This window comes from Bacteroides sp. MSK.20.82 (assembly GCF_019052485.1).
GTDB lineage: Bacteria > Bacteroidota > Bacteroidia > Bacteroidales > Bacteroidaceae > Bacteroides > Bacteroides thetaiotaomicron.
The window spans coordinates 1-22927 of the sequence record NZ_JAHQUN010000035.1 but is presented as its reverse complement, the minus strand read 5'-3'; the positions used below and the strand labels follow the sequence as shown (position 1 = coordinate 22927).

Here is a 22927-nt window from a genome sequence, read left to right as displayed (position 1 = left end):
GCTTGGCTATTATTGGAGTTTTCTTAATACTCTTTTAATAATTTGTTTCACTATTTTTTTAGTGATAACATATTTGCTATCACCAAAATACTTCTTATATGCAGCATCAAACCCTCTTAAAAGATAAAATTCCCAAAACTCTTGTCGTCTTTGATTAGAACATGTAGGGCGAATTAAGCATGGCTGCATAGCTTCATCTTTCGTTATCTTCCACAAATCAATAGAATCGTAAAGTTTGTTTATCAAGTCTAACCCCATATTAGTATTCACCATTAATAATGAAGTACCTTCACATGAATACAAATCCGGGCGATTCTTCTTGTCGTCCCAAAAATCAGCTATTGTAAAATCTCCAGGACGGTCCAAGTTAGAATACTTACAAGAGTGACAAGAAGGACGATTTATCATTTGAGAAAAAAATATTTTTCCCCAATTAACTACCCAAACAGGATCGACAGCTTTCTGGCCGTTTTCAAAATAAAAACAATAAGAGAAGCGATGACTCCACCCATAAGTTTGTTTGTACCTCATGTTGATAGACATGACCTTTTGGCCAAGTTTCGTCGAACACATATTTATATATTGCTTATATATAAGTGGACTAGGAACAGCATGGCAAACTAAATCAACCGTTAGTAAATTCTCATATGGTTTACGTAAAAAAAGCTTAAGCCCTTCTACTTGACAAGGAGAACCTGTAAACAAAACCCAGCGATCGCTTTTTAAATAAGTCTTTATCTGATTGTAAACATCTTGAATTTCACTCTGGACATATTTTGACCCCATAAAACTCCTTATACCTTCCATCGTTTCCGAAAAGCTATGTCTCACTACTCCATCGTTATCATATTCTACACCACAAACAACCCCTCCCAATTCTATTACAGATCCTGCAATAGCTGTAAAAGCACCACCACTAGAACTGTTCCGTAACGTTACAATATTTTTATGGCGAGCTGCAAAATATGCTTTTGGAGTTGGCCTTATATCCTTCACCTTTCTATAAAGAATAGGACAAGCCATCTCACAAAGTCCACAATTGATGCATTTACCTTCCTCAATCATAGGATATTTAAAACCTTCCACATCTTCCTTAAAAACTATCGCATTATGATTGCAGATTGACAAGCATGCAGAACATCCACAACAATCCTCTGATTTTTTTATTTTTATCATGATCCTCAACAGCTTATTTGATATGATTACAAGTTATTTTTTATAAGCTTACGCACTTGATCAACGACAAATACTCTTTCACTTGCTTTGCAACCCACAAAAAAGATAGCCATAAATGAGCATATGATACATGAGAAAGATAAGATCAAGAACGAATAAAATGATGATTGTAATCGTAATGAGATTAAATAGGGAATTGCAACTGAAAATATCGTCACAGCACATATATTAAAGAAAACATTCTTCATATAGCTTTTAACAGGCAATTGTATCATACTACGAAGCATAAATAAACGAAGTGCCAAACAACATAATGATATACCAATAGCCACATAAAGAGTAATTTCTGGTGCATAACCTCGTTCTAACAATATATATGAAATAGGAAAATTCATCATTTGCATACCGCCTACAACTATTTGGTAATTTCTAATACTGCCTGTTGCCAGCATCGCAGTAATCAAAGGATTTGATATTGATTCACACATGGCAAAGATCAAGACTAAACGGACAAATATGATTGTATAATCAGGAACAATTTTTAACCATATTGATAATATATATTCTGTACTCATGAGTACTGGTAATGACAAAAATAGTAACATATAAAAAGATAATCTTGCCCCCTGAAAAATCAAAGTAAACATGTATTTACTATCACCTACAGCAAATGATTTTGTTATCTGTGGATTTAATGCTGTCATAAAGTTTTGAGCGAAACTATTAATTGCATGATTAACCTGTACAGCCATCCCTCTTGCAGCATTGACAGTTGGACCACAAAAAAGATTTATAGCAATATTTACGCCTTGATCTCTAAGGATTGCTGAAGATGCCCCTATAAAATTCCAACCCGAAAAGCTCAACATTCTTTTCAATAGGAATCTATCGATTCGACAAAAACATTTACATTCCTTAAAATGTCGCCTACAATATATAAAATAAGCAAAGGTTATAACAATTGCTACCACCAACAACAAAGCCCCATAAACAATCAATTTATCTACTGACATTAATACTAATAAATAAACAATTAAGAGTTTAAGTGACACCTCCAGAATACTAACATAAGCAAATGCAGACATTCGTTCGTGTGCAATAATTAAAGCATTAAAGGGAATACAAATCAAATTGACTCCAAAGGTAAAAATTGAGAACTGAAGCACCCAATTTGCCGCATTCATACGAACTTCGGGTATATTCATTTTATTATTAAGAAACCACACTCCTATAAGCTCAGCAAGTATAACGACCACTAAAGCCATTAAAAACTGTATAACTACTGCTGTAGAAAATACCGTCTTCAGTCTTCGTAGATCACCTTTGCCCAACTCAATAGTTATAAAGCGACTAATGGCAGAAGACAATGAGGTAGATATAATAGCAAACATAGTTACTACTCCCCCTACCACATTATAAATACCAAAATCTTCAACCCTCAACGTAGCTAGTACCACACGGCTAGTATACAATGATACCATCATGGTAAATAACATACGGAAATAGAGAAGAAAAGTATTCTTAGCTATTCGCTTATTATTGTAATTAGTAGTTATCAAATATAAAACAATTATTCAGTAAATATCCGGAACTTCGTATCCAACTCCAACTTTAGATGTTTACAACATCAAAAGCTATTTTTCATATTAGTACTTTAATTATTATGTGAATAAAAAGGCTCTATATAAAAGAGAATATTCATTCATTCCTATATATGGAATCGTAATACTCCTGATAATCACCACTTGTCACATTGTCCATCCATACCTCATTATCTAAATACCATCTCACAGTCCTTTCGAGACCTTCTTCAAACTGCAAACTCGGCTCCCAGCCTAACTCTTGTTTCAGCTTAGCGGAGTCAATTGCATAGCGTAGATCGTGCCCCTTTCGATCAGAAACATATGTAATTAAATCTAAGGAATAACCTTCGGGATAACCTAGTAACCTATCAACAGTTTTAATAAGAACCTTAATAATATCTATATTCTTCCATTCATTGAACCCACCAATATTATATGTCTCTGCTATTTTACCTTTGTGAAAAATAAGATCAATGCCCCGAACATGGTCGATTACATACAACCAATCACGAACATTTTCTCCTTTGCCATACACGGGCAATGGTTTACGACAGCGAATATTATTGATGAATAATGGTATAAGTTTTTCAGGAAATTGGTAAGGGCCATAATTATTGGAACAATTCGTTACAATTGTAGGCATATTATAAGTGTCGTGAAAAGCACGTACAAAATGATCACTACTTGCTTTAGAAGCAGAATACGGACTGTGTGGACTATACCTCGTGGTTTCCTTAAAAAAATCATGACCATAAGGTCCCCTACCGTCCTTATTGCCACTAGGATTCGTTAAATCCAATGCACCATAAACTTCATCTGTAGATATATGATAAAAACGCTTGCCTTCATAACCTTCAGAAAGAGACTCCCAAGTTAATTTAGCCGCTTGAAGCAGAGAAAGGGTTCCCATTACATTCGTACGAGCAAAAGTAAAAGGATCATTAATACTACGATCTACATGACTTTCAGCTGCCAAGTGAATAACCCCATCTATCTTATACTCACTAAACAACTCTATCATTTTTTCAAAATCACAGATATCAGCCTTTACAAAAACATAATTAGGCTTATCTTCAATATCTTTCAGATTAGCTAAGTTTCCAGCATAAGTCAATTTATCCAAATTGATAATACGATAGCTGGGATATTTATTCACAAACAGACGGACAACATGACTACCAATGAAACCAGCACCACCAGTGATCATTATATTTCTTGAGAATTTCATGATTAATTATTTTCTTTAAGTTCATTAATACATTTCACAAGAGAATCTTTCCAATAAGGAATCTCTACACCAAAAGCCAGCTTCAATTTTGTTTTATCTAATACTGAGAAATGAGGACGTTTTACTTTACTAGGAAATTCATCACTATGGCAAGGTTGAATATCACAACTATTTCCACTCAATTCACAGATTTCTTTAGCAAAATCATACCATGAACAAACACCCTCATTACTGAAATGATAGATACCTTGTTTGTGATATTGATCCCCCTCAATCACTCTATAAATAATATCAGCCAAATCTTTTGCATATGTAGGTGTACCAATCTGATCAAAAACAACTCTCAATTTATCTTTATCAGCGGTTAACTGTCGCATAGTCTTAACAAAATTCTTACCAAATTGAGAATACAGCCAAGCTGTACGAAAAATCAAATAATTACAGCCCACACGTTGGATGCTTTGTTCTCCTGCTCTTTTTGTTTTACCATAAATACCTAAAGGATTAGTTTCACAGTCTTCTCCACATGGCATATTCTTATCACCTTGAAATACATAATCAGTCGAAATATGAATTAAAGTAGCATTAACTTCTTTTGCAGCAATAGCCAAATTCTCTACAGCTTTATTATTCAATAAGTCTGCCATATCATAATCATCTTCTGCTTTATCTACATTCGTATAAGCAGCACAGTTAACAATTACCTTTATATTATCCAAATGTATCATATTACGAATAGCATCTAAATCTGTAATATCCAACTCTGCAACATCAGTAAATATATAATTATTCAAACTTGTAGCTGCTATGCATCGCATTTCATTACCAAGCTGCCCATTAGCTCCAGTTACTAGAATATTCATTATTTAATATAGACTTTCATTATAGTTAAACAACCAAGAAGCATCTTTCAATAATTCATGATGATTATCCTTCTCAGACAAAACAATCTCATTTGCCGGAACTCTCCAATCAATACCCAAATCAGGATCATCCCATGCCAAAGCCCCTTCACTTTGCGGAGCATAGAAATTATCACATTTATATTGAAAAATAACTTCATCCGTCAGCACACTGAATCCATGAGCAAAACCACGAGGAATAAAAAATTGACGATGATTATCTTCTGTCAGTTCTACAGATACATACTTTCCAAACGTTGGTGAGCCTTTGCGAATATCTACCGCAACATCCAAAACAGCACCTTTAATAACACGAACTAATTTACTTTGTGCATAAGGAGGCTTCTGAAAATGTAAACCTCGTAGCACCCCATAACCAGACTTACTCTCATTATCTTGTACAAAATTCACTTTACGAATTTTCTCATTAAATTCCCGTTGCGAGAAAGATTCGAAGAAATAGCCACGATCATCCTTAAACAAACGAGGTTCAATAATGAACACACCTTCTATAGCTGTTTTAATAACTTCCACTGTGATTATTTTGAAAATTAAATATTAAGTTTATTTCTGTGTTAACTCATCAATTACCTTTAACAAATATTGTCCATACTGATTCTTTAGCATAGGCTGGGCCAGTTCGCGCATTTTATCAGTAGTAATCCATCCATGACGTAAGGCAATACCTTCCAAGCATGCTACCTTCAACCCTTGACGTTTCTCAATAACTTCAATAAAAGTACTGGCTTCGGATAAAGAATCATGAGTTCCTGTATCCAGCCAAGCGAATCCACGACCTAGCAGCTGCACTTTAAGTTCCTGATCATTCAGGAATTGCTGATTCACTGTCGTAATCTCTAATTCACCACGCAATGACGGCGTGATATTTTTAGCTACTTCCACCACTTTATTCGGATAGAAATAAAGACCGACTACTGCATAATTAGATTTTGGCTGAACAGGTTTTTCTTCTATACTCAGAACATTCCCTATTTTATCAAATTCAGCAACACCATAACGTTCAGGATCGGCAACCCAGTATCCGAAAACAGTAGCTTTATTCTCTTCTTCTGCAGTATGCACAGCTTCTTTCAGCATATGGGTGAAACCCTGACCATAGAAAATATTATCACCTAGTACCAGACAAACGGAATCGTTACCGATAAATTCTTCTCCGATAATAAATGCTCGGGCTAATCCATCCGGAGAAGGTTGCTCTGCATATTCAAAATGTACACCATAATCTGAGCCATCTCCTAAAAGACGTTTAAAGCCCGGAAGATCATAAGGAGTCGAAATTATCAGAATCTCACGTATACCAGCCAACATCAATACCGAAATAGGATAATAAATCATTGGCTTATCAAAGATAGGGAGCAGTTGTTTGCTCACTCCTTTTGTGATCGGATACAAACGAGTACCTGAACCACCGGCTAAAACAATTCCTTTCATTGACTTGTTATTAGTACTCAAGATTTGAGTGGCAGGGTATATATCCTTCCACTCAAAAAAATGAATATTTTATTAAATAAATAGATTACCTTCCGAGATTAAAAAAACAGTTCTAAAGGTCAAACATGAAGTGTCCGACAACAAGGTGTTGAGCAGATGATCGTAATGTTATGATTAGTTGATTTTTTCGCAATACCACTTGGGAATATGTAGCATGACGCCGATAGTAGCTAACGTAACAACTACGTAATAGCTCTTCTTGTATTGCGTGAGTTTGCCTTCAAGTCCGGCAAACGGGCCACGGATCACCCGAACTGCTTGTCCGGGACGGGCTTCTGCTGTTACTGTATCGACATAAAGAGTTCCTTTATAATTAGGATCGCATACGGCACGGAATTCCAACATCTCACAGTCTGGAATCTCATAACACCGCCGTGTACTCCGGTCACGAACAAGCAAAAAAGGTATAGTACAATCTTTTACCCTTTCTAATAGTTCTTTTTCCGTAAATTCTTTCTCGATAAACAGCAGATTGTGTACAGCTGGAGTCAGTTTCCGATGCTTTTTACCATCAAGCGTCTCATGCTCAATATATCGCATCGGAATAAAATAATTTACCCCTTTTTTTTCCAAATATTTCCCCAAATGTTCTTCTTTACAATAGAAGGTTTGTACAGCATACCATGCCTTCCTTCCCTCTGTTTGTCGTTCTTTGTCCAAATCATTCATTATCACCCATTACCCCTTGTTTTTTATTTCATCACTTACTTAAAAGACAAAAGCGCCCTGACTTTCACAAATGAAATCCATTTATGAAGCAGTAGCGCATCTCTTAAGGATTTAGCCTTTTTATCTTATCTCCATATAAGAACCAAGGTTCATAGAGAAACGGATACAGTACTAAAACGATGCAAAAGTAATACAATTTAATAAAAGAACATACTTTTACAGCTTTTATTTTGCCTGCAAAGATGTTAAACTCCTGCCTGCTTAAACAAAAATTCCTCTAAGTGTATCGCAATGAAACACTTAGAGGAATTACACATATTACAACGATATTTCTTACTTCTTAGCTTCCTGACGGCTTTCAATGATTAAGACTCCTTTTTTCAAGCCTTTACCCGTAGCTTCAAGGGTTATTTTGCCTGGCTGCTCTGTCGAAGATACAATAGCAGTCATCATACCACTGAAGACTTTCATCTTCGGACGCTGGAAAGATTCCAAGGAAGCTGCATTACCATTAGCTCCTGCACGGTAACTACCCTCTCCCTTCACTTTGAAACTGATTTCATGTGAGGCATCCGGACACAAATTACCGTCTCTATCTACCACTCGCACTGTCACAAAAGATAGATCTTTTCCATCCGCCTTGATTACATTACGATCAGCTACCAATTCAATATGATCCGGTTTACCGGCTGTATGGAGTTCTTTTTCAGCTACAGCTTTCCCGTCAGCATTATAAGCCACGACTTTCACCGTGCCTGGCTCATATTTTGTATCCATCCACATCAGGCGGTAACGGCTCTGACGTTTCAAGTTCATGATGGAAACAGAGTCAGCACTATTATCAATGGTTACGGAAAGGTCTTTGGTACGTTTCCCTTGGCTCTTTCCGTTGATGAATAATTCGGCTGAAGGATAGTTGGTATATACAAAGACAGGAGTTATCTCTCCCTCTCGTCCTTCCCAATTCCAGTGAGGAAGAATGTGAAGTGTTTCCTGTTCTTTATTCCAGTGACTACGATAGAGATAATAACGGTCTTTGGGCAGCCCTGCTAAATCGATAATTCCAAATAGTGAAGAATGACTGGGCCAATCTGTATAATAGGGAGTCGGTTCACCCAGATAATCGAATCCTGTCCAAACAAACTCTCCTATGCAATAAGGTAAGTCCTCATGCTGAATAAAATCATCCTCAGGCAGATTGGACCATGAACAAGACTCCACATCATAAGAGGAAGACTGATGATCGTCATATTTCTTCATCCATTGGCGGGTAACAGGGAATTTATATACTCCACGCGAACTAACCGTAGAAGCAGTCTCACTACCCAAGACTATCTGTTGAGGAAGTTTTTTATAATTCTCCTGATATTTATGTGGCCTATAATTAAATCCCGCAATATCCATTACTGCCGCCATATTATTATTGACTACAGCATCCGGCGCATCCATCCCCTGTGTGACAGGACGTGTCGGATCTTCACGATGACAAAGTTCCTGTAGAAAATAAGACATCTTAGGTCCTTTATTTCCATCCCATTGTTCGGGAACCTCATTTCCGATGCACCACATCACCACACTCGGATTATTACGATAATGACGTAGCAAGTTCGTCAAATCCTTTACTGCCCATTCGTCAAAAACATGACGATAGCCGTTCTTAACCTTCATAGCCTTCCATTCATCAAACGATTCCGCCATCACCATCATTCCCATCTCATCACAAGCTCTGATTAACTCAGGAGCAGGCATATTATGAGAAGTACGAATCGCATTACAACCCATATCTTTCAAAATACGAATCTGACGACGAATAGCAGCATCATTCACAGCGCCTCCCAAGGGGCCGAGATCATGATGATTGCATACGCCTTTGAATGAAGTTCTCTTTCCATTTAAGAAAAAGCCCTTATTGGGAATGACCTCAATAGTACGAATACCGAAAGATGTTGTATATTCATCCTTCAGTATATTGCCTTCATAGACTTTAGAGACAGCCTGATAAAGAACAGGAGTTTCCGGGCTCCATAAAGCCGGACGACTAACAACAAGTTCCTGACTGAAGATATTATCATCAAAACGGGAACCTTGTTTTTCATCAGTAGTTATTACTTTTCCATCCTTATCTTTAAGTTCAGTCACTATACGGTATGCATCAAACTGTTTTCCGGAAGGTACGACCAAAGTCGTTTTTATATTCACTTTCGCATAATCATCCTTCACTACCGGAGTAGTTAACTGTGTACCCCATGTCGGAATATGAGCATCTTCCGTTACTACCAGATGTACATTTCTGTAAAGTCCGGCTCCCGGATACCAACGGGAAGATTCTGTCTCATTCTCCAGACGAACAGCTAAAGTATTCTTTGTCCCCTCTTTCAGATAGGGAGTTACATCCAGATAAAAGGTATTGTATCCATAAGGCCAATAACCAGCCTCCTGACCGTTAATATACACACGAGCATGGCTCATAGCTCCGTCAAAAATTAATGTAGCCTTTTTCCCTTTGACAAAAGAGGGAGCATCAAAATTCAGCCGATACCAACCCACTCCGACGAAAGGAAGACCACCTGTACGTCCGGCATGTTCCATCGCTTCTTTTTGTCCGTCTTGCGCAATGGCTGTCAATTGCCTGTCATTATCTATACCAAAAGGTCCATAAATAGCCCAGTCATGGGGTACTACCACAGATTGCCACTTGATATCATTATAGTCAGGCTGAATAAAATCAGCATTATCTTCACGTGTAAACTTCCACCCTTTCTCAAAAGTATACGAGGTTCGTACTTGTGCACTGATCACAGAGAAAGAAAAAAGGAGGGCTATTCCTAATAAGTATCTAATATTTATAGTCATAAATTATACATCTGATTATTTCACTACTATTTCATCTGTAAATATCCATCCGCCAAACTCTTCTCCGGCACGAGCCTGATAACGTATATACCGTCCTTCAGCACTGCCTTCCCATGAAATACTAATAAATTTAATAGCTTCTTTTCTATTTACTTCAAAAGTATATTGTTTCAATTCTGTGAAGTTTGCTCCATCATCAGAAATGGAAATAGTAACAGATTCAGGCAAAAAGACCTCTGCCCCTACCACTTGCATAAAATCAGCAGAGACAGAATGGACAGCAGTTTCCGTACCCATATCAATGGTAACATCCAATCGCTTTTTATCGATAAAACCTTGCCAGGATCCATCTCCATAAGTCCAGTCGCCACGAATACCATCAGTAAGAGCTGTATTTCCCTGCGCAGGATAGTGAGGACTATACGGAGCATTATAAATCACCTTTTTCCCCACAGCCAAATGACTTATCGGCTTCAAAGACTCCGGACGACTTCCTATCTCATTTTTAAGATCAAAAGTATGATATCCTTTCGCTTGCAAATCATCAACTGCTTTCAATGCACGATTATGAAAGTCTGTCCATGATTTACGTTCGGAAGCCGACCAAGCCACTTCTGCCAAAGCAAGGATACGAGGATATATCATATATTCCATATGCTCCGGAGTGGGGATATATTCTGCCCATAGATTTGCCTGCACACCATAAACAAGTTTTGCCTGTTCTACAGTTAAAGAATCTGAAACCGGATTATATGAATAAACCTTCTCCAATGGCAAATATCCTCCGATGGCTTCCGGCTGAGAATACGGAGCATCCTGATAACTATCCAAATAACAATATTGACCGGGAGTCATAATTGCCTGATGACCGGAACGGACAGCAGCAATACCTCCCTCTTCGCCACGCCATGACATTACAGTAGCATTAGGAGCCAGACCACCTTGAAGAATTTCATCCCAACCCAGCAACTTACGTCCATGTGCATTCAGAAACAGTTCAATACGATGAATCAGATAGCTTTGTAGCTCGTCTACATTAGAAAGATGTTCATCCTGCATCCTTTTCTGACATTTCGGACAAGTCTTCCAAGCCGCCTTACCAGCCTCATCGCCTCCTACATGAATATATTCCGATGGAAAAAGCTCCATTACTTCAGTAAGCACATTTTCTAAGAAAGTGAATGTTTCTTCATTTCCAACACAAAAATCTGCGTTTTTATAAGGTTCACCCGAACAGGAGAGTTGCGGATAAGCAGCCAATACTTCTTCTGAATGAGCAGGCATCTCGATTTCAGGAATGATTGTGATATAATGCTGCTGCGCATATGCAATAATCTCCTTCATGTCATCCTGAGTATAATAACCACCGGAAGCACCAGGCTCATCAAAACGGAGATATTTCCGTCCGCCATTCCACCACTTCTTCCAGTTGGCATCAGTACGCCAGGCGGCAAATTCCGTCAATAAAGGATATTTCTTTATTTCAAGTCTCCATCCTGCCGCATCCGTCAAATGCAAATGCAAACGGTTTAGTTTATAAAATGCCAATGCGTCTATCTGTTTCTTCACAAATTCTTTAGAGAAGAAGTGGCGGGAGACATCCAGCATCATCCCACGATAAGCAAAACGAGGGGTATCCTGTACTTCAACAGAAACTATAGAATAACCCGTGCCCGAAGGCTGAGATAATTGCAACAGTGTCTGAATTCCATAAAACAACCCAGCACCGGAAGAAGCCTGAATCAGAATATGTTCAGGAGTAACGGATAATATATAACTTTCCGGTGACACCAACTGAGGATTCTTTTCTGTTATCAATAAAGACAAGACATTCTGTTTATCTTTCTTTTTCCCTTCCTTAAATTGTACAGGTAATGCAGTTTTCAGATAGTCGCCCAGAAGAATAGCTTCTTCTCCTTGTAAGTTTGTATAAAGCTTTGTTTTTTCAGAGAGTAAAAAAGAGCCCGTACCCTGTTCCATCTTTAAGGGAACAGGAATTACGGACTGTGCATTAATGGGATGTGCACAAAGACACATCCCGATTACCCATAAGAAAAGACAAACTTTAGTGTATCTCTTTCTTATATTCATTAATTAATTGTGATTTCGTCTACAAATAAAAAGCCTGGATAACTCTTACCACCATGCCATTCCGGAATACTTTTCTCGGGTGAAGCTATAACTTTCACATATTGTGCAGTTACAGGTGTAAATGTTAGTTTATGGTCATAAACACCATTTTTATCAGTTTCCTTCATTGCAGGATAAGCTTCAGATGCCACTTTCGTGAAGTTTGTGCCGTCTTCTGAAACTTCTACAGAGAGTCCTCTTGTATCAAAAACCCAATCTCCCTTCTCTACGCAAGTAGAAATGGCAACGCTTGAAATCTCTGTTGGTTGTTTGAGATCAATAGTCACATCCATATCATTTCCTCTAAATGCAATCCAGCGTCCGGTTTTATAGTTACCATTTCCTTTCAAGCCATCTACCAACGTAGAGACACCTTTGAACTCATATTGTTTATTCACCGGCTGATTAGCAACAATCGGCTTCATGCTTGATTTACTGAAATCGATTTTCTCAGAAACGACACGACTATTTCCAGTAGGGCGAATAGCTATAGCCGAGAAGTCTGCATTTTCCTTAATCTTCAAAGCGCCATCATAAACGGGAGAAGTACTAGTCGGCTCTGTACCATCTAGCGTGTAGTGGATTGGCGCATTGTCAATTGTAGTAAGTGTAATGTCTAAAGTACCATCAGCCGGATTCGGAGTAAATTCTGCTTTTACGTCAAATACGTGCTTTGCATAATTATATCCTTCTGCATCATACCACTTAATCAGTCGTGGAAGACGAGACAAGAAATCTTCGTAGTTCTTCTTATCAGGTGTTGACCACTGGACTTCACACAAAGCAGCCCAACGAGGCAAGACCATATATTGAGCATGAGAGAAAGTAGCAATATATTCTGTCCAGAGATTAGCCTGTACACCTTTTATATACTGCTGTTCTTCCGGAGTAAGGGAAGCCGGCATCGGCTCATAGCTGTACACCCTTTCCATCGGCAAATAACCTCCGATACCGAAAGGTTCATTCTCAGTATCTTTAGCCTGATAATAATCAAAATACAGATAAGTGTTCGGGGTCATGATCACATCATGTTTCTGCTTGGCAGCTTCAATACCTCCACTTTCGCCACGCCATGACATAACTGTTGCATTAGGAGCAAGTCCGCCTTCGAGAATCTCATCCCAACCGATAATCTGACGTCCGTGATCGTTCAGGAACTTCTCTATATGATTGATAACGAAACTCTGCAAACGTTCTTCCTTACTATGATTCTTATCCGATTTCAAGCCCAACGCTTTGATACGTGCCTGACATTTCGGACATTTCTCCCATCTTACCTTCGGACATTCGTCACCACCTACATGGATATACTCTGAAGGGAAGATTTCAATCAATTCGCCATATACATCTTCCAGGAATTTCAGAACCTGATCGTTGCCGGCACAAAGTACATCATCAGCTACTCCCCATTGTCTCCAAACTTCATACGGTCCACCGGTACAACCCAATTCCGGATAAGCGGCAAGGGCAGCCAGCATGTGTCCCGGAAGGTCAATCTCAGGAACAACAGTGATATAACGTTCTGCGGCATAATCTACAATTTCCTTAGCCTGTTCCTGTGTATAGAATCCACCATAGGGTGTATTGTCATATTCACCGGAGTTACGTCCGATGACCGTTCCCGATCTTTGAGAACCTATTTCCGTCAACTTCGGATATTTCTTGATTTCCAGACGCCATCCCTGATCGTCAGTGATATGCCAGTGCAAACGGTTCATGTTGTGCAAAGCCAGCATATCAATATAAGTCTTCACTTCATCAATTGTGAAGAAATGACGACTAACATCGAAATGTGCACCACGATAACCGAAACGAGGAGCATCCTTAATTTCAACAGCAGGCAATGCTACATCAGCACCCAAAGCAATAGGCAATGATTTACGCAAAGTCTGAATACCATAGAAAACTCCGGCTTCTGTAGGGGCAGTTATCGTGACACCTTGATCGGTGACTTTCAACTGATAAGATTCAGGGTTTTCTACTTCTGAGCCTAACGCCAGCACTATAGCATTTTTACCTTCAGTTCCGGCTTCAATCGAAAAGTCTTTTCCGGTTGCAGTCTTCAGATAATCAGCCAAAAATTGCGCATTACGCTGCATCTTCTCATTTCCTTCCGGATAAAGGATTTTCACACCGCTTTTCAAAATAAAGGGGTTTACTTGCGATGTTACAATTTCTTGTGGCAATGGGATAATCTGATAATTGGCTTCTTCTTGTACCGAGCCACAAGAGCTCATCAGTCCTGCCAGTGCCACACATCCTGTTAATTTTAGGAGTTGTTTCATAAAATAAAAATTAGGTGTTAGTAGTTAATAAATTAGTTTTATTTATAGGTTTCTCGAATATGCTTGACATTGACAGGTAATTCTTCTCCCTTCTTTATCCGGGGAGAAGTGATAATTACTTTCTTACGTTCTCCGGGTAAGAGATCAAAGAAGTTGTCACTGTAACGGGCTCCTTGCAATGGAGTCTCAATAAAAATATCTTTTGCCAACATTGATGAAAAGAGAGTCAATTCACATTTACCATCCGTCTGCTTCATTTGATAGGATACTGATGTCGGAGGAAGTTGCAAATCTTTCGTCTTTCTGAAAAAATGGACGCTCTCAGCCACCTGATGTCCCGATTTATCTTTGAGTATCAATTTCAAGAAGCTACGTCGGCAGTCTTCGGGAGTCAGCCAGCCATCCAGTTTTGCACGATAAACACATTTTGAAGTATTTGCCGGAACTTCCAACAAATGTACTTGTATCTTCTTACCCAGCGTTTTTCCATCAAAATCCACGACTTTCATTTCCAATGTCATTTGCTCCATTGTATCAAGCCGGTCTGAGATCAGATAAACACTCAAACTGTCATTCTGCTGTATAGGATTGATCAAGACCGGTGTAAAAGCACGCTTTGCCTGATAATGTAATGCCTTCCAATTACCATAATAATCAATACTTGACCAGGATACTACCGGCCAACTGTCGTTCAACTGCCAATACAATGTCCCCATACAATAAGGACGATTGCGTCTGTGAGCTTCTAATCCATGCCGCATCCCCTGTCCTTGCAAGACTAATCCGACATACACAAAATCCTCGAAACTTTCGGGAATGATATAATCACGTTCCATATAAGTACGGATCAACGAATTACCAATACTACTCTTCTGATGCGCATTCATCACTTCAGACTCAATCTGATAATCTTCAGGAGCAGCAAAAGCAGCAATGGTTTTCATTTCCGGAAATGACTGGAAACCAAATTCACTCATAAAACGCGGCAAATCGGTATCTAAAGACTCAAATGGCTTCTTTCCGTACCAGACTCCCCAATTATGACTGTCTCCTGTCCCCCATGACTCCGGACGCCCCCAGTTAGCGAGATAAGGCGAACTGTGCACATAAAAACGACCCGAATCAAATTCTTTAACCATTGAAGGCAACAGCTCACGGAACAGTTTATCATAGCCATGCATTAATCCTTGATAAACCTCCGGAGTAAACTTCTTCTCAAAGCCCCAATATTTCAGAGCTTCCAGTATTTCATTATTGCCACACCACATCGCCAAAGAGGCATGATTCCGAAGACGGCGAATATTGTAAACAGCCTCCGCCTCTACCCGTTTCAAGAAAGTAGGATCGGATGGATAAGGGGTACACGCAAACATAAAATCCTGCCAGACAAGTATCCCGTTCTCATCGGCAAGGTCATAGAAAAGATTATTCTCATATGTCCCACCGCCCCATATACGAACCATATTCATATTGGCCTCCTTCATGTCACGGAACAAAGTCTGATAGCGTTCCGTAGTAACATTAGGCAGCAGTGCATCCTGAGGAATATAATTAGCTCCTTTGGCAAACATCGGTATGCCATTGACTTCAAAATAAAAAGATTCTCCGTCCTTATCTTTTTCATTTACCACACGAATCGTTCGTAAACCAATCCGATGAGATTGTTCCGCAACAATCCGATCTCCACAAGCTATCTGAGCCGAGAAATCATACAGAGTCGGAGTTCCCCAACCATTTGGCATCCATCGTACAGGGTTCGTCACTTCAGCAGGAAGAGTGATATGATTTATCCCGGGTTGCAGGGTCACCTGCTGTTTTACTTCTGTAACGGTAGTTCCATTCAACGATACATTGACCCTTACTTCAGCCGGAATTTTCTGAGGAACGATCTGGTTTACAATCAGTTCATTAGACAGACGAGCGTTTTCATCTGTCAGCAATAATTGTCTGACATGGTAGTCAGATATGGTAGCTATGTCGTAAAAACGAAGAGTAACCGGGCGCCAGACACCACTTGTCACCATTCGGATGCCCCAGTCCCAACCGTAACTATACGGAGCCTTACGGCTGAACACACTAAGATGTTTCTCGTGATGATCGTTATCCGCCGGATAATTGAAGCCATTGGAAGCATATTGTGGCAACGTTTGCCGAATAGGTGAATGGAAATAAATATATAAGTGATTCTCGCCCTTCCGCAACACAGATTTTACAGGAAGTGTATAACCCACAAACATATTATCAGCCTTCAGCAGTAATGAGCCGTTGAGATATACGTCTGCATAGGTATCAAGACCTTCAAAAATAAGTTGGATTCCGTCACGATTCAATTGCTCTTCGGAGACTATAAAGGAGGTTCTATATTCCCAGTCCTCATTCTCCACCCATTGAATTTTCTTTTCATTCATCCCATAAAAAGGATTCGGCAGTAATTCATGACTGATCAGGTCCTGATGAACCGTACCAGGAACCGTGGCTGGCATCCACTTTTCAGTCCCTGATTGAGAAAATTCCCAACCGGTATCCAGTAGCATGACTTCCGAAGTGTCATTACCTTGAGCATAAACCATACTACAGCAACATAGCAATCCACATGCTATCGGCGCTATCTTTCCTGTCAAATTTAAGATCATAGTGGGGGCATTAGATATTAACGGAGTAAAGATATTGCTTTTTTGTTAAATATTTCCTATTGAAGCTACAAAATATCTCATTTCATCGAAAATTCGGCACGAAATGTCGAAGCAGGCAGTCCTTCCCGATTGATCAGATTAGCCCGCGTAAAAGGTTGCCAGCCATAACGTACATAGCGGGGATTTGGCACTTCTTTACTATACACCTTCACCTGGTCTCCTACAACCTCAGCCGTTGCCGGATAATAGATACCATCATATTCCGCTACTTCAAAGCATTGTAAAGGCTTTCCGTCTGAACTCCGCATCCCTTTTCCATAATCAAAAGATAAAAAGACTTTCCCACCGCGAACGTTTGCACCACGAAATAAAGGACCGGAAGGAATGACATTTTTCTGATACGTTTTATTCAAAGCCCATCGCGCCAAACGCTCTCCCACGGGTTTCTTACAGGTAGGATGCACATCCAGAGAATCACCATGATCGCTGGATACAGCCATTCCGATATGAGAAATTTCATTCAACATTCTACGCTGACTCTCACGGAACCAAGGCCAGGAAGGGCGATTCAAACTGGATAATTGTACATAATAAAAAGGCAGGCAGGCATCATTCCAATTCTTCCGCCAACTATTCACGAGCAGTTTAAATAATTTTTCATGAGCTTCCCAATTATGTGCATTCGATTCTCCCTGATACCAGATTACTCCTCGTATCGGATACTGTTCCAAAGGCCGAATCCCCGACTCATATAAATAACAAGGCTCATATGGATGCCTCTGCTGGCTATTTGCTGACTTTTTTATATTCAAAGCAGCCCGTCCGCGCACCCATTCCTGAATAAAATCATTTTTAGTCCAGTCTTTTAAAATGGCGGGAAACTGATATTCCAAACTAGCTCTATCTACCCAGGCTTCTGTAGGTGATCCTCCAACAGCATTGCAAATCAATCCAACCGGAACATTCAGACTATCTCTTAGCATCTTACCAAAATAGTATGCAATTGCCGAGAAATCAGAAGCTGTCGCCGGAGTACAATTTTTCCATTCCGTATCCTTATAATATTGGAGATGATTCAACGAATCAAGTACGTTCGCCTCCCATTCGACGGCATTTGTGCGCCAACGTGCTTTCATATCATACAAACGAAGTTGCTGATCTACGGCACGTGGAATATCGGCTCGGGCAGTCGAAGCCTGTTTCAGCATAAACTCCATATTTGACTGACCGGAACAAAGCCAGACTTCACCCGCTAACACATTTTGATATTGAAAACCCGTCTCATCCGTTGAGATCTTTAAGGTATAAGGACCACCCGCCTTTAAAGGAGGCAGCGTTACCGACCATTTTCCATTCAGACCTGCTTTTGTTTTCATTTGCCGGTCGGCTATGCTTACAGTAACCCGGTCCCCGGCATTGGCAATTCCTTGAACCGTCAACGGAACATCCCGTTGCAATACCATATTGTCTGTATAAAGCAACGACATTTTCAGTCCGCCATAATCTCCGGTAATGGCGGAATATACGGTCTGAGCCATAATAAACGCTCCTTCGGGATCAGGGTGTACGGCGTCCGTCAATATGAAAGGGTATGGATACAACGGCTCATGAAAGTCGATCAACTGTACTCCGGTATAGCGTGCCACATTCTCAATAGCCAATTGTATTTCTCCATGCCAGTCACGTGTCCCTGACAGGAAACGAGGATGCCGATCGGCAATAGGCGTAAGTCTGGCAATCATAATCCGGACTTTAGAATTAGCCGCCCGAAAAGAATCGATCAATTCAATGTAATCTTTCACAAAGAAATCACGATAATCGGACCAATCACGGGGATCTGTATCATTGATGCCCAAATGAATAACCACAATATCTCCGCCAAAGTCGATCGCTCTGCGATACTCATCTTGCTGCATATAAGGCCGGTGCCCTTTATTCAACAAGGTAGCACCCGATTTGCCGAAGTTTTCGACTTGATAAGACTCTCCCAACATCTTCTGTAATTGCACCGGATACGATTGTGTAGTCCGGTCGGGCAATCCATAACCATAGGTGATACTATTCCCGATGCAGGCAACTTTAATACGATTTTCCTGTGCACTCGCTGCTGTAATAAACAAGATGGAAACAACAATCAATAATACATTTTTCATCATATAAAAGTCAATTACATTTTCTTTTCCGGAGAATAGATCAGCCCTTCTACGGCCTTATCGCCGTCAGGAGTCACAAATACTGCAGTAAACATCCATTTAACCAATCGTACTTCATTCGTTGAGAATTTGCCGACAGGCAGTTTCAGCAATACCTTATTCCAGCCTTTATGCAAATGAACCCGTAGTGGCGGACGTGCCACACAATTCTCATTACCTAAGGCTGTTTCCGAGCTTTTCACGAGATGAGTAGCAGACCATACCGGGGGCAGTATTTCCTGATCATTAATCCAAATACGGCTTTCTTTATAATCCCACTTTCCCGGCAATGGCGGCAGGTCATTCTCTGAACGTCCATAATTCTGAAATTCAGCCCATAAGCCTACTTCCTGTGTTTTAGAAGAATAGACATACGTGTAAGCATAAGCAGTATGATTCTCCTGTGGATCTTTGTAAAAAGCCGGCACAATCTTACCCCATACGTGCCGAAGATAGATACCGGCTCCTATGGCAGGACGCACTCCATATTGCTTCCCTTCATAGGTATATGAATCTTTCAGCTCTTCTTCCGGTGGAAAAACTTTAGTCAGATCCCCCTCATTTGGAAAAGCATCTGTAATGTTCCATTTTACATGAGTCTGTTTGACATAGGCAAATGGATACCCTTTAAACAGATGCTCTTTATACCATAACATACGACTTTCGAAGTCCTCAAAATTACGAAAGACCTCAGAGTTTTCATCTACAGGAAGAATTGTTCCCTGCTTATCGAAATATTCAGTTCCTCCTCCCCGCCATGAACGCTCTGCGATAGCCAGCATATTCGGGTAAAAGTTATTTTCCAGAACCATATTCCACTCTTTGTCGATTAAACGATCGTTCCAGATACCCATAATGACTCCGGCAAGATCATCACTTCCCATATCTGCATTATAAATCCGACTATTATATAGAGCAATTATATCGCCGAACGTATCAAAATGATTCAAATAATGGAAACGGGAGTCAATAGCGGGAATACCCTGTTGGGCTTTGCCACGATAACTCCAAAGTTGCATCATGTCGATCTCACCCGCCTTATACTTCCATCCGGGATTCCAGGAAATCACTTTTTTCCCTTTGTCACGGACATAAGCCACCATTTCGGGCACAAACTGCGGATTAGTAAAATGCACTTCGTCTGTTCCAATATGGAGATATGGAACATCAAACGTTTCACAAATCTCATCCAGCAGGAGTTTCAGGATTTTCATTCCTTCCGGACTTTGCATATCATGACGGAAAGTACGGATAAATGCCGCACTATGCCCGGGCATATCAATCTCCGGAATCAACAGTACCTGATGAGCTTTACAGAACTCGGTCAACTCTCTGGCTTCCTCCAACGTGTAATACTTACCCGCCATACGAGTCATATTCGTACTGTCATTCAGCATCGGAAAGATTTTACTCTCCAGACGCCATGCCTGATTTTCCGTCAAGTGCCAATGAAAGGTATTGATTTTAAATCGGGATAATATGGCTATCTCACGTTTCAATTCTTCCAAAGACAAGTAGCTACGCCCTACATCCTGCATGAAACCCCGAATCCGGAAAGCCGGCCAATCAGTGATAGTAGCACATTGCAGGCGGATCTTCTTTCCCTTTTCTTCTTTTAGTTGATATAGCGTCTGCATCGCCCAATATACTCCGCGCTCTGCTACAGCCTCCACAGTAATTGCCTTTGGAGTAATAGTCAGACGATAAGCCTCTTCCTTATTGACAGATACATTGTCAATCGCGTCAACCAATTTTATATTGATAGAGGATGCCGACTGATCAGTCAGAGTACCTCCCATCTCCGTCACAAACTGTTTCCATTCCTGCGAAAGCACAGGAGTGGAAAGCTGCATTTTACCCACGATAAAATATCCTTTTGCAAGCACACATTGCTGAGGTTGGGGAAGCAGACGCAAATGATCTGCCCCCAATATATATAAGGTATGGAATAAAAATGCAATCCCCAAAAAGATTCGAAGACTTTTCATCGAATCAAATCTTTCAGTTTTACAGCTTGAAATGTCATGTGGGCTGCACTACTCTCATACAAGATACCAATCGTTTCCCGATCAATCATTGTCAGACAGCTATATCCCCAGCCTTCTCCTTCATCCAGCATTAACTGATGTTCGGGAAGCCAGGTCAGCCCATCGTCCAGGCTAGCTTTAATAGTTATATGATTGCGTCCTCTGGTCGTATTCGGATTCGAGAACAAAAGAATATCTTTATCAAGTACATTATCTTCAGCTTCCACATGGATCAAACTAGCCATACATACAGGTTCCTGCAAGGCCTTCCGAGAGGAAGGATGTTCTGTCCATGTCTTGCCCAGATCTTTTGTAATTGCCACAGCACGGCTTCCTCCACGGTTATCCCGCATATTCAGCATCAGCACTCCGGGCTCTATTTCTACTACTTGCGCTTCGGTTGTATTGGTGCGTGCCATGTTGTGCATCTTCCATGTTTTTCCGCGGTCTTTACTATACATGATACCGGCATTAGGTACACGGGTAGAGTCGATAAACTGAGTAGGGAATACTAAAGTTCCATCACTCATTGTTATTCCCCGTCCCGGTCCCTGAAGCAAGAAATACCAGGAAGGGTCTTTTACTTGTTCGGTTATATTAATCGGTTTCGACCAGGTTTTACCGTCATCCGTACTTTTTGCCATCACCAGTTGTGCCGTTTGATATAGATCCATTCCGGGATGAGAACTCCACCAGGCACGTTGATTACCCATTCCGTGTGTCCATGCGGCAACAACCCAAATTGTATTCGTTTGGGTATCTACCAAAATAGAAGGGTCCCCTACTCCATTCTGTGCAGCAGGCAAACCATCGTATTCACCGAACGAAAGAGGAAGGCGCATCTTTTCCCATGTTTTGCCACCATCCGTGCTCCGGCTCAAACCGACATCTACATATTCCTGCAGATCGACACTGCTATTATAACGGACATCATATACGCCAAGCAGCGTTCCTTTATTTGAAGTTACCAATCCGGGAATACGGAAAGAAGCCGAACCGTCATCACCGGCATGGCGGACGCCCACTGCCATTCGATGAATGATGTCTTTCGGCGACCGTTCTTCACAAATGGCTTCTTTACCATCGATCTTCACTGATTGAAGTTCAGAACTTATTTTCGTGAATAGAGAAGTCTCCGGCTTCATCTGCAAGCTGATCCAAAAGAAATTAATCCCCGGGAACAACTTATAATGACTCTTCAAAACTACTTTTGCAGAAGGCTGCAAGGCTTCCGCACATTTTATCGAATAAGACGGTATTGCTGCCAATGTATTCCCCGGACGGTGACTGGATATATAGTCAACAGGTGCAAACCTCTTCTTTCCTTTATCTTGTAAAGCTTCCGTACCGCCATAATAGAGTTTGACTGCCTGTACATCCGACAGATTGACACTCTTTCCAAAATCCAAAACGATCTCATCCATCATCCGGCTTTCTTTTGCATCTAAACGAAAGTAGAACAATACGTTATCCTGCCGCTCAATTAAAATAGGAATTTGCGTCTGATGTACAAAAACGGTGTCTGAAGCTTTCACAAAGATAGAGCACCCTAACAAGAGAATAAGGGTAAATAAATAATGATTTCTTTTCATAAATGGGGGTATTAGTTAATTTAACGAAGGCAAAGATAAGATTTTCTCTGCATATATTTAACAGTCAAAGCGACAAACTTGCGTTTTTTACCAAGTTCTCGTAGGACTAGTCAACACTCTGACCACCGTTCTTGCTCTTGTGATC

Annotated in this window: 14 protein-coding genes; all 14 read right to left on the bottom strand. The window is 40.3% G+C overall.

All coding sequences use genetic code 11. The annotated features are described in order from the left end of the window. Positions 1–9: 9 nt before the first annotated feature. The 14 genes from KTR07_RS20755 to KTR07_RS20690 all read right to left on the bottom strand — a co-directional run bounded on the left by KTR07_RS20755 (position 10) and on the right by KTR07_RS20690 (position 22782). Positions 10–1176, bottom strand: a complete 1167-nt coding sequence (locus KTR07_RS20755; RefSeq protein WP_113748918.1) for a Coenzyme F420 hydrogenase/dehydrogenase, beta subunit C-terminal domain — start codon at positions 1174–1176, stop codon at positions 10–12. 26 nt (positions 1177–1202) lie between these two features. Further along, on the bottom strand, positions 1203–2735 hold the full coding sequence (locus KTR07_RS20750) for an oligosaccharide flippase family protein (RefSeq protein WP_113748545.1): 1533 nt from the start codon (positions 2733–2735) through the stop codon (positions 1203–1205). 139 nt (positions 2736–2874) lie between these two features. Further along, on the bottom strand, positions 2875–3987 hold the full coding sequence (gene rfbB / locus KTR07_RS20745) for a dTDP-glucose 4,6-dehydratase (protein ID WP_008766020.1): 1113 nt from the start codon (positions 3985–3987) through the stop codon (positions 2875–2877). Positions 3988–3989: 2 nt separating this feature from the next. Next, positions 3990–4850, bottom strand: a complete 861-nt coding sequence (rfbD, locus tag KTR07_RS20740; protein WP_008766021.1) for a dTDP-4-dehydrorhamnose reductase — start codon at positions 4848–4850, stop codon at positions 3990–3992. Between the two features lie 3 nt (positions 4851–4853). Beyond that, positions 4854–5423, bottom strand: coding sequence for a dTDP-4-dehydrorhamnose 3,5-epimerase (gene rfbC, locus KTR07_RS20735; protein WP_016267809.1), 570 nt, complete (start codon positions 5421–5423; stop codon positions 4854–4856). Between the two features lie 30 nt (positions 5424–5453). After that, positions 5454–6341, bottom strand: coding sequence for a glucose-1-phosphate thymidylyltransferase RfbA (gene rfbA, locus KTR07_RS20730; protein WP_113748546.1), 888 nt, complete (start codon positions 6339–6341; stop codon positions 5454–5456). A 174-nt stretch (positions 6342–6515) separates the two neighbouring features. Next, entirely contained in the window at positions 6516–7070 is a 555-nt protein-coding gene (locus KTR07_RS20725) for a UpxY family transcription antiterminator (RefSeq protein WP_008766024.1), read from the bottom strand. A 333-nt stretch (positions 7071–7403) separates the two neighbouring features. After that, positions 7404–9923, bottom strand: a complete 2520-nt coding sequence (gene galB / locus KTR07_RS20720; RefSeq protein WP_113748547.1) for a beta-galactosidase GalB — start codon at positions 9921–9923, stop codon at positions 7404–7406. 15 nt (positions 9924–9938) lie between these two features. Continuing rightward, positions 9939–12014, bottom strand: coding sequence for a family 20 glycosylhydrolase (locus tag KTR07_RS20715; RefSeq protein ID WP_008766026.1), 2076 nt, complete (start codon positions 12012–12014; stop codon positions 9939–9941). Beyond that, positions 12014–14338 (bottom strand): glycoside hydrolase family 20 protein, encoded by a 2325-nt coding sequence (locus KTR07_RS20710; protein ID WP_008766027.1) that lies wholly within the window; start codon positions 14336–14338, stop codon positions 12014–12016. Before KTR07_RS20710 ends, KTR07_RS20715 begins: the two co-directional genes overlap by 1 nt. 38 nt (positions 14339–14376) lie before the next feature. Continuing rightward, the gene (locus KTR07_RS20705; RefSeq protein ID WP_113748548.1) at positions 14377–16971 is read right to left on the bottom strand and encodes a glycoside hydrolase family 2 protein; all 2595 of its coding nucleotides are present in this window, start codon (positions 16969–16971) and stop codon (positions 14377–14379) included. 77 nt (positions 16972–17048) lie between these two features. Then, the gene (locus tag KTR07_RS20700) at positions 17049–19124 is read right to left on the bottom strand and encodes a GDSL-type esterase/lipase family protein (RefSeq protein ID WP_032841011.1); all 2076 of its coding nucleotides are present in this window, start codon (positions 19122–19124) and stop codon (positions 17049–17051) included. A gap of 14 nt (positions 19125–19138) precedes the next feature. After that, positions 19139–21151: a family 20 glycosylhydrolase gene (locus tag KTR07_RS20695; RefSeq protein WP_008766030.1), complete on the bottom strand. Its 2013-nt coding sequence runs from the start codon at positions 21149–21151 to the stop codon at positions 19139–19141. Then, the gene (locus KTR07_RS20690; protein ID WP_016267813.1) at positions 21148–22782 is read right to left on the bottom strand and encodes a sialidase family protein; all 1635 of its coding nucleotides are present in this window, start codon (positions 22780–22782) and stop codon (positions 21148–21150) included. Before KTR07_RS20690 ends, KTR07_RS20695 begins: the two co-directional genes overlap by 4 nt. Positions 22783–22927 lie beyond the last annotated feature (145 nt).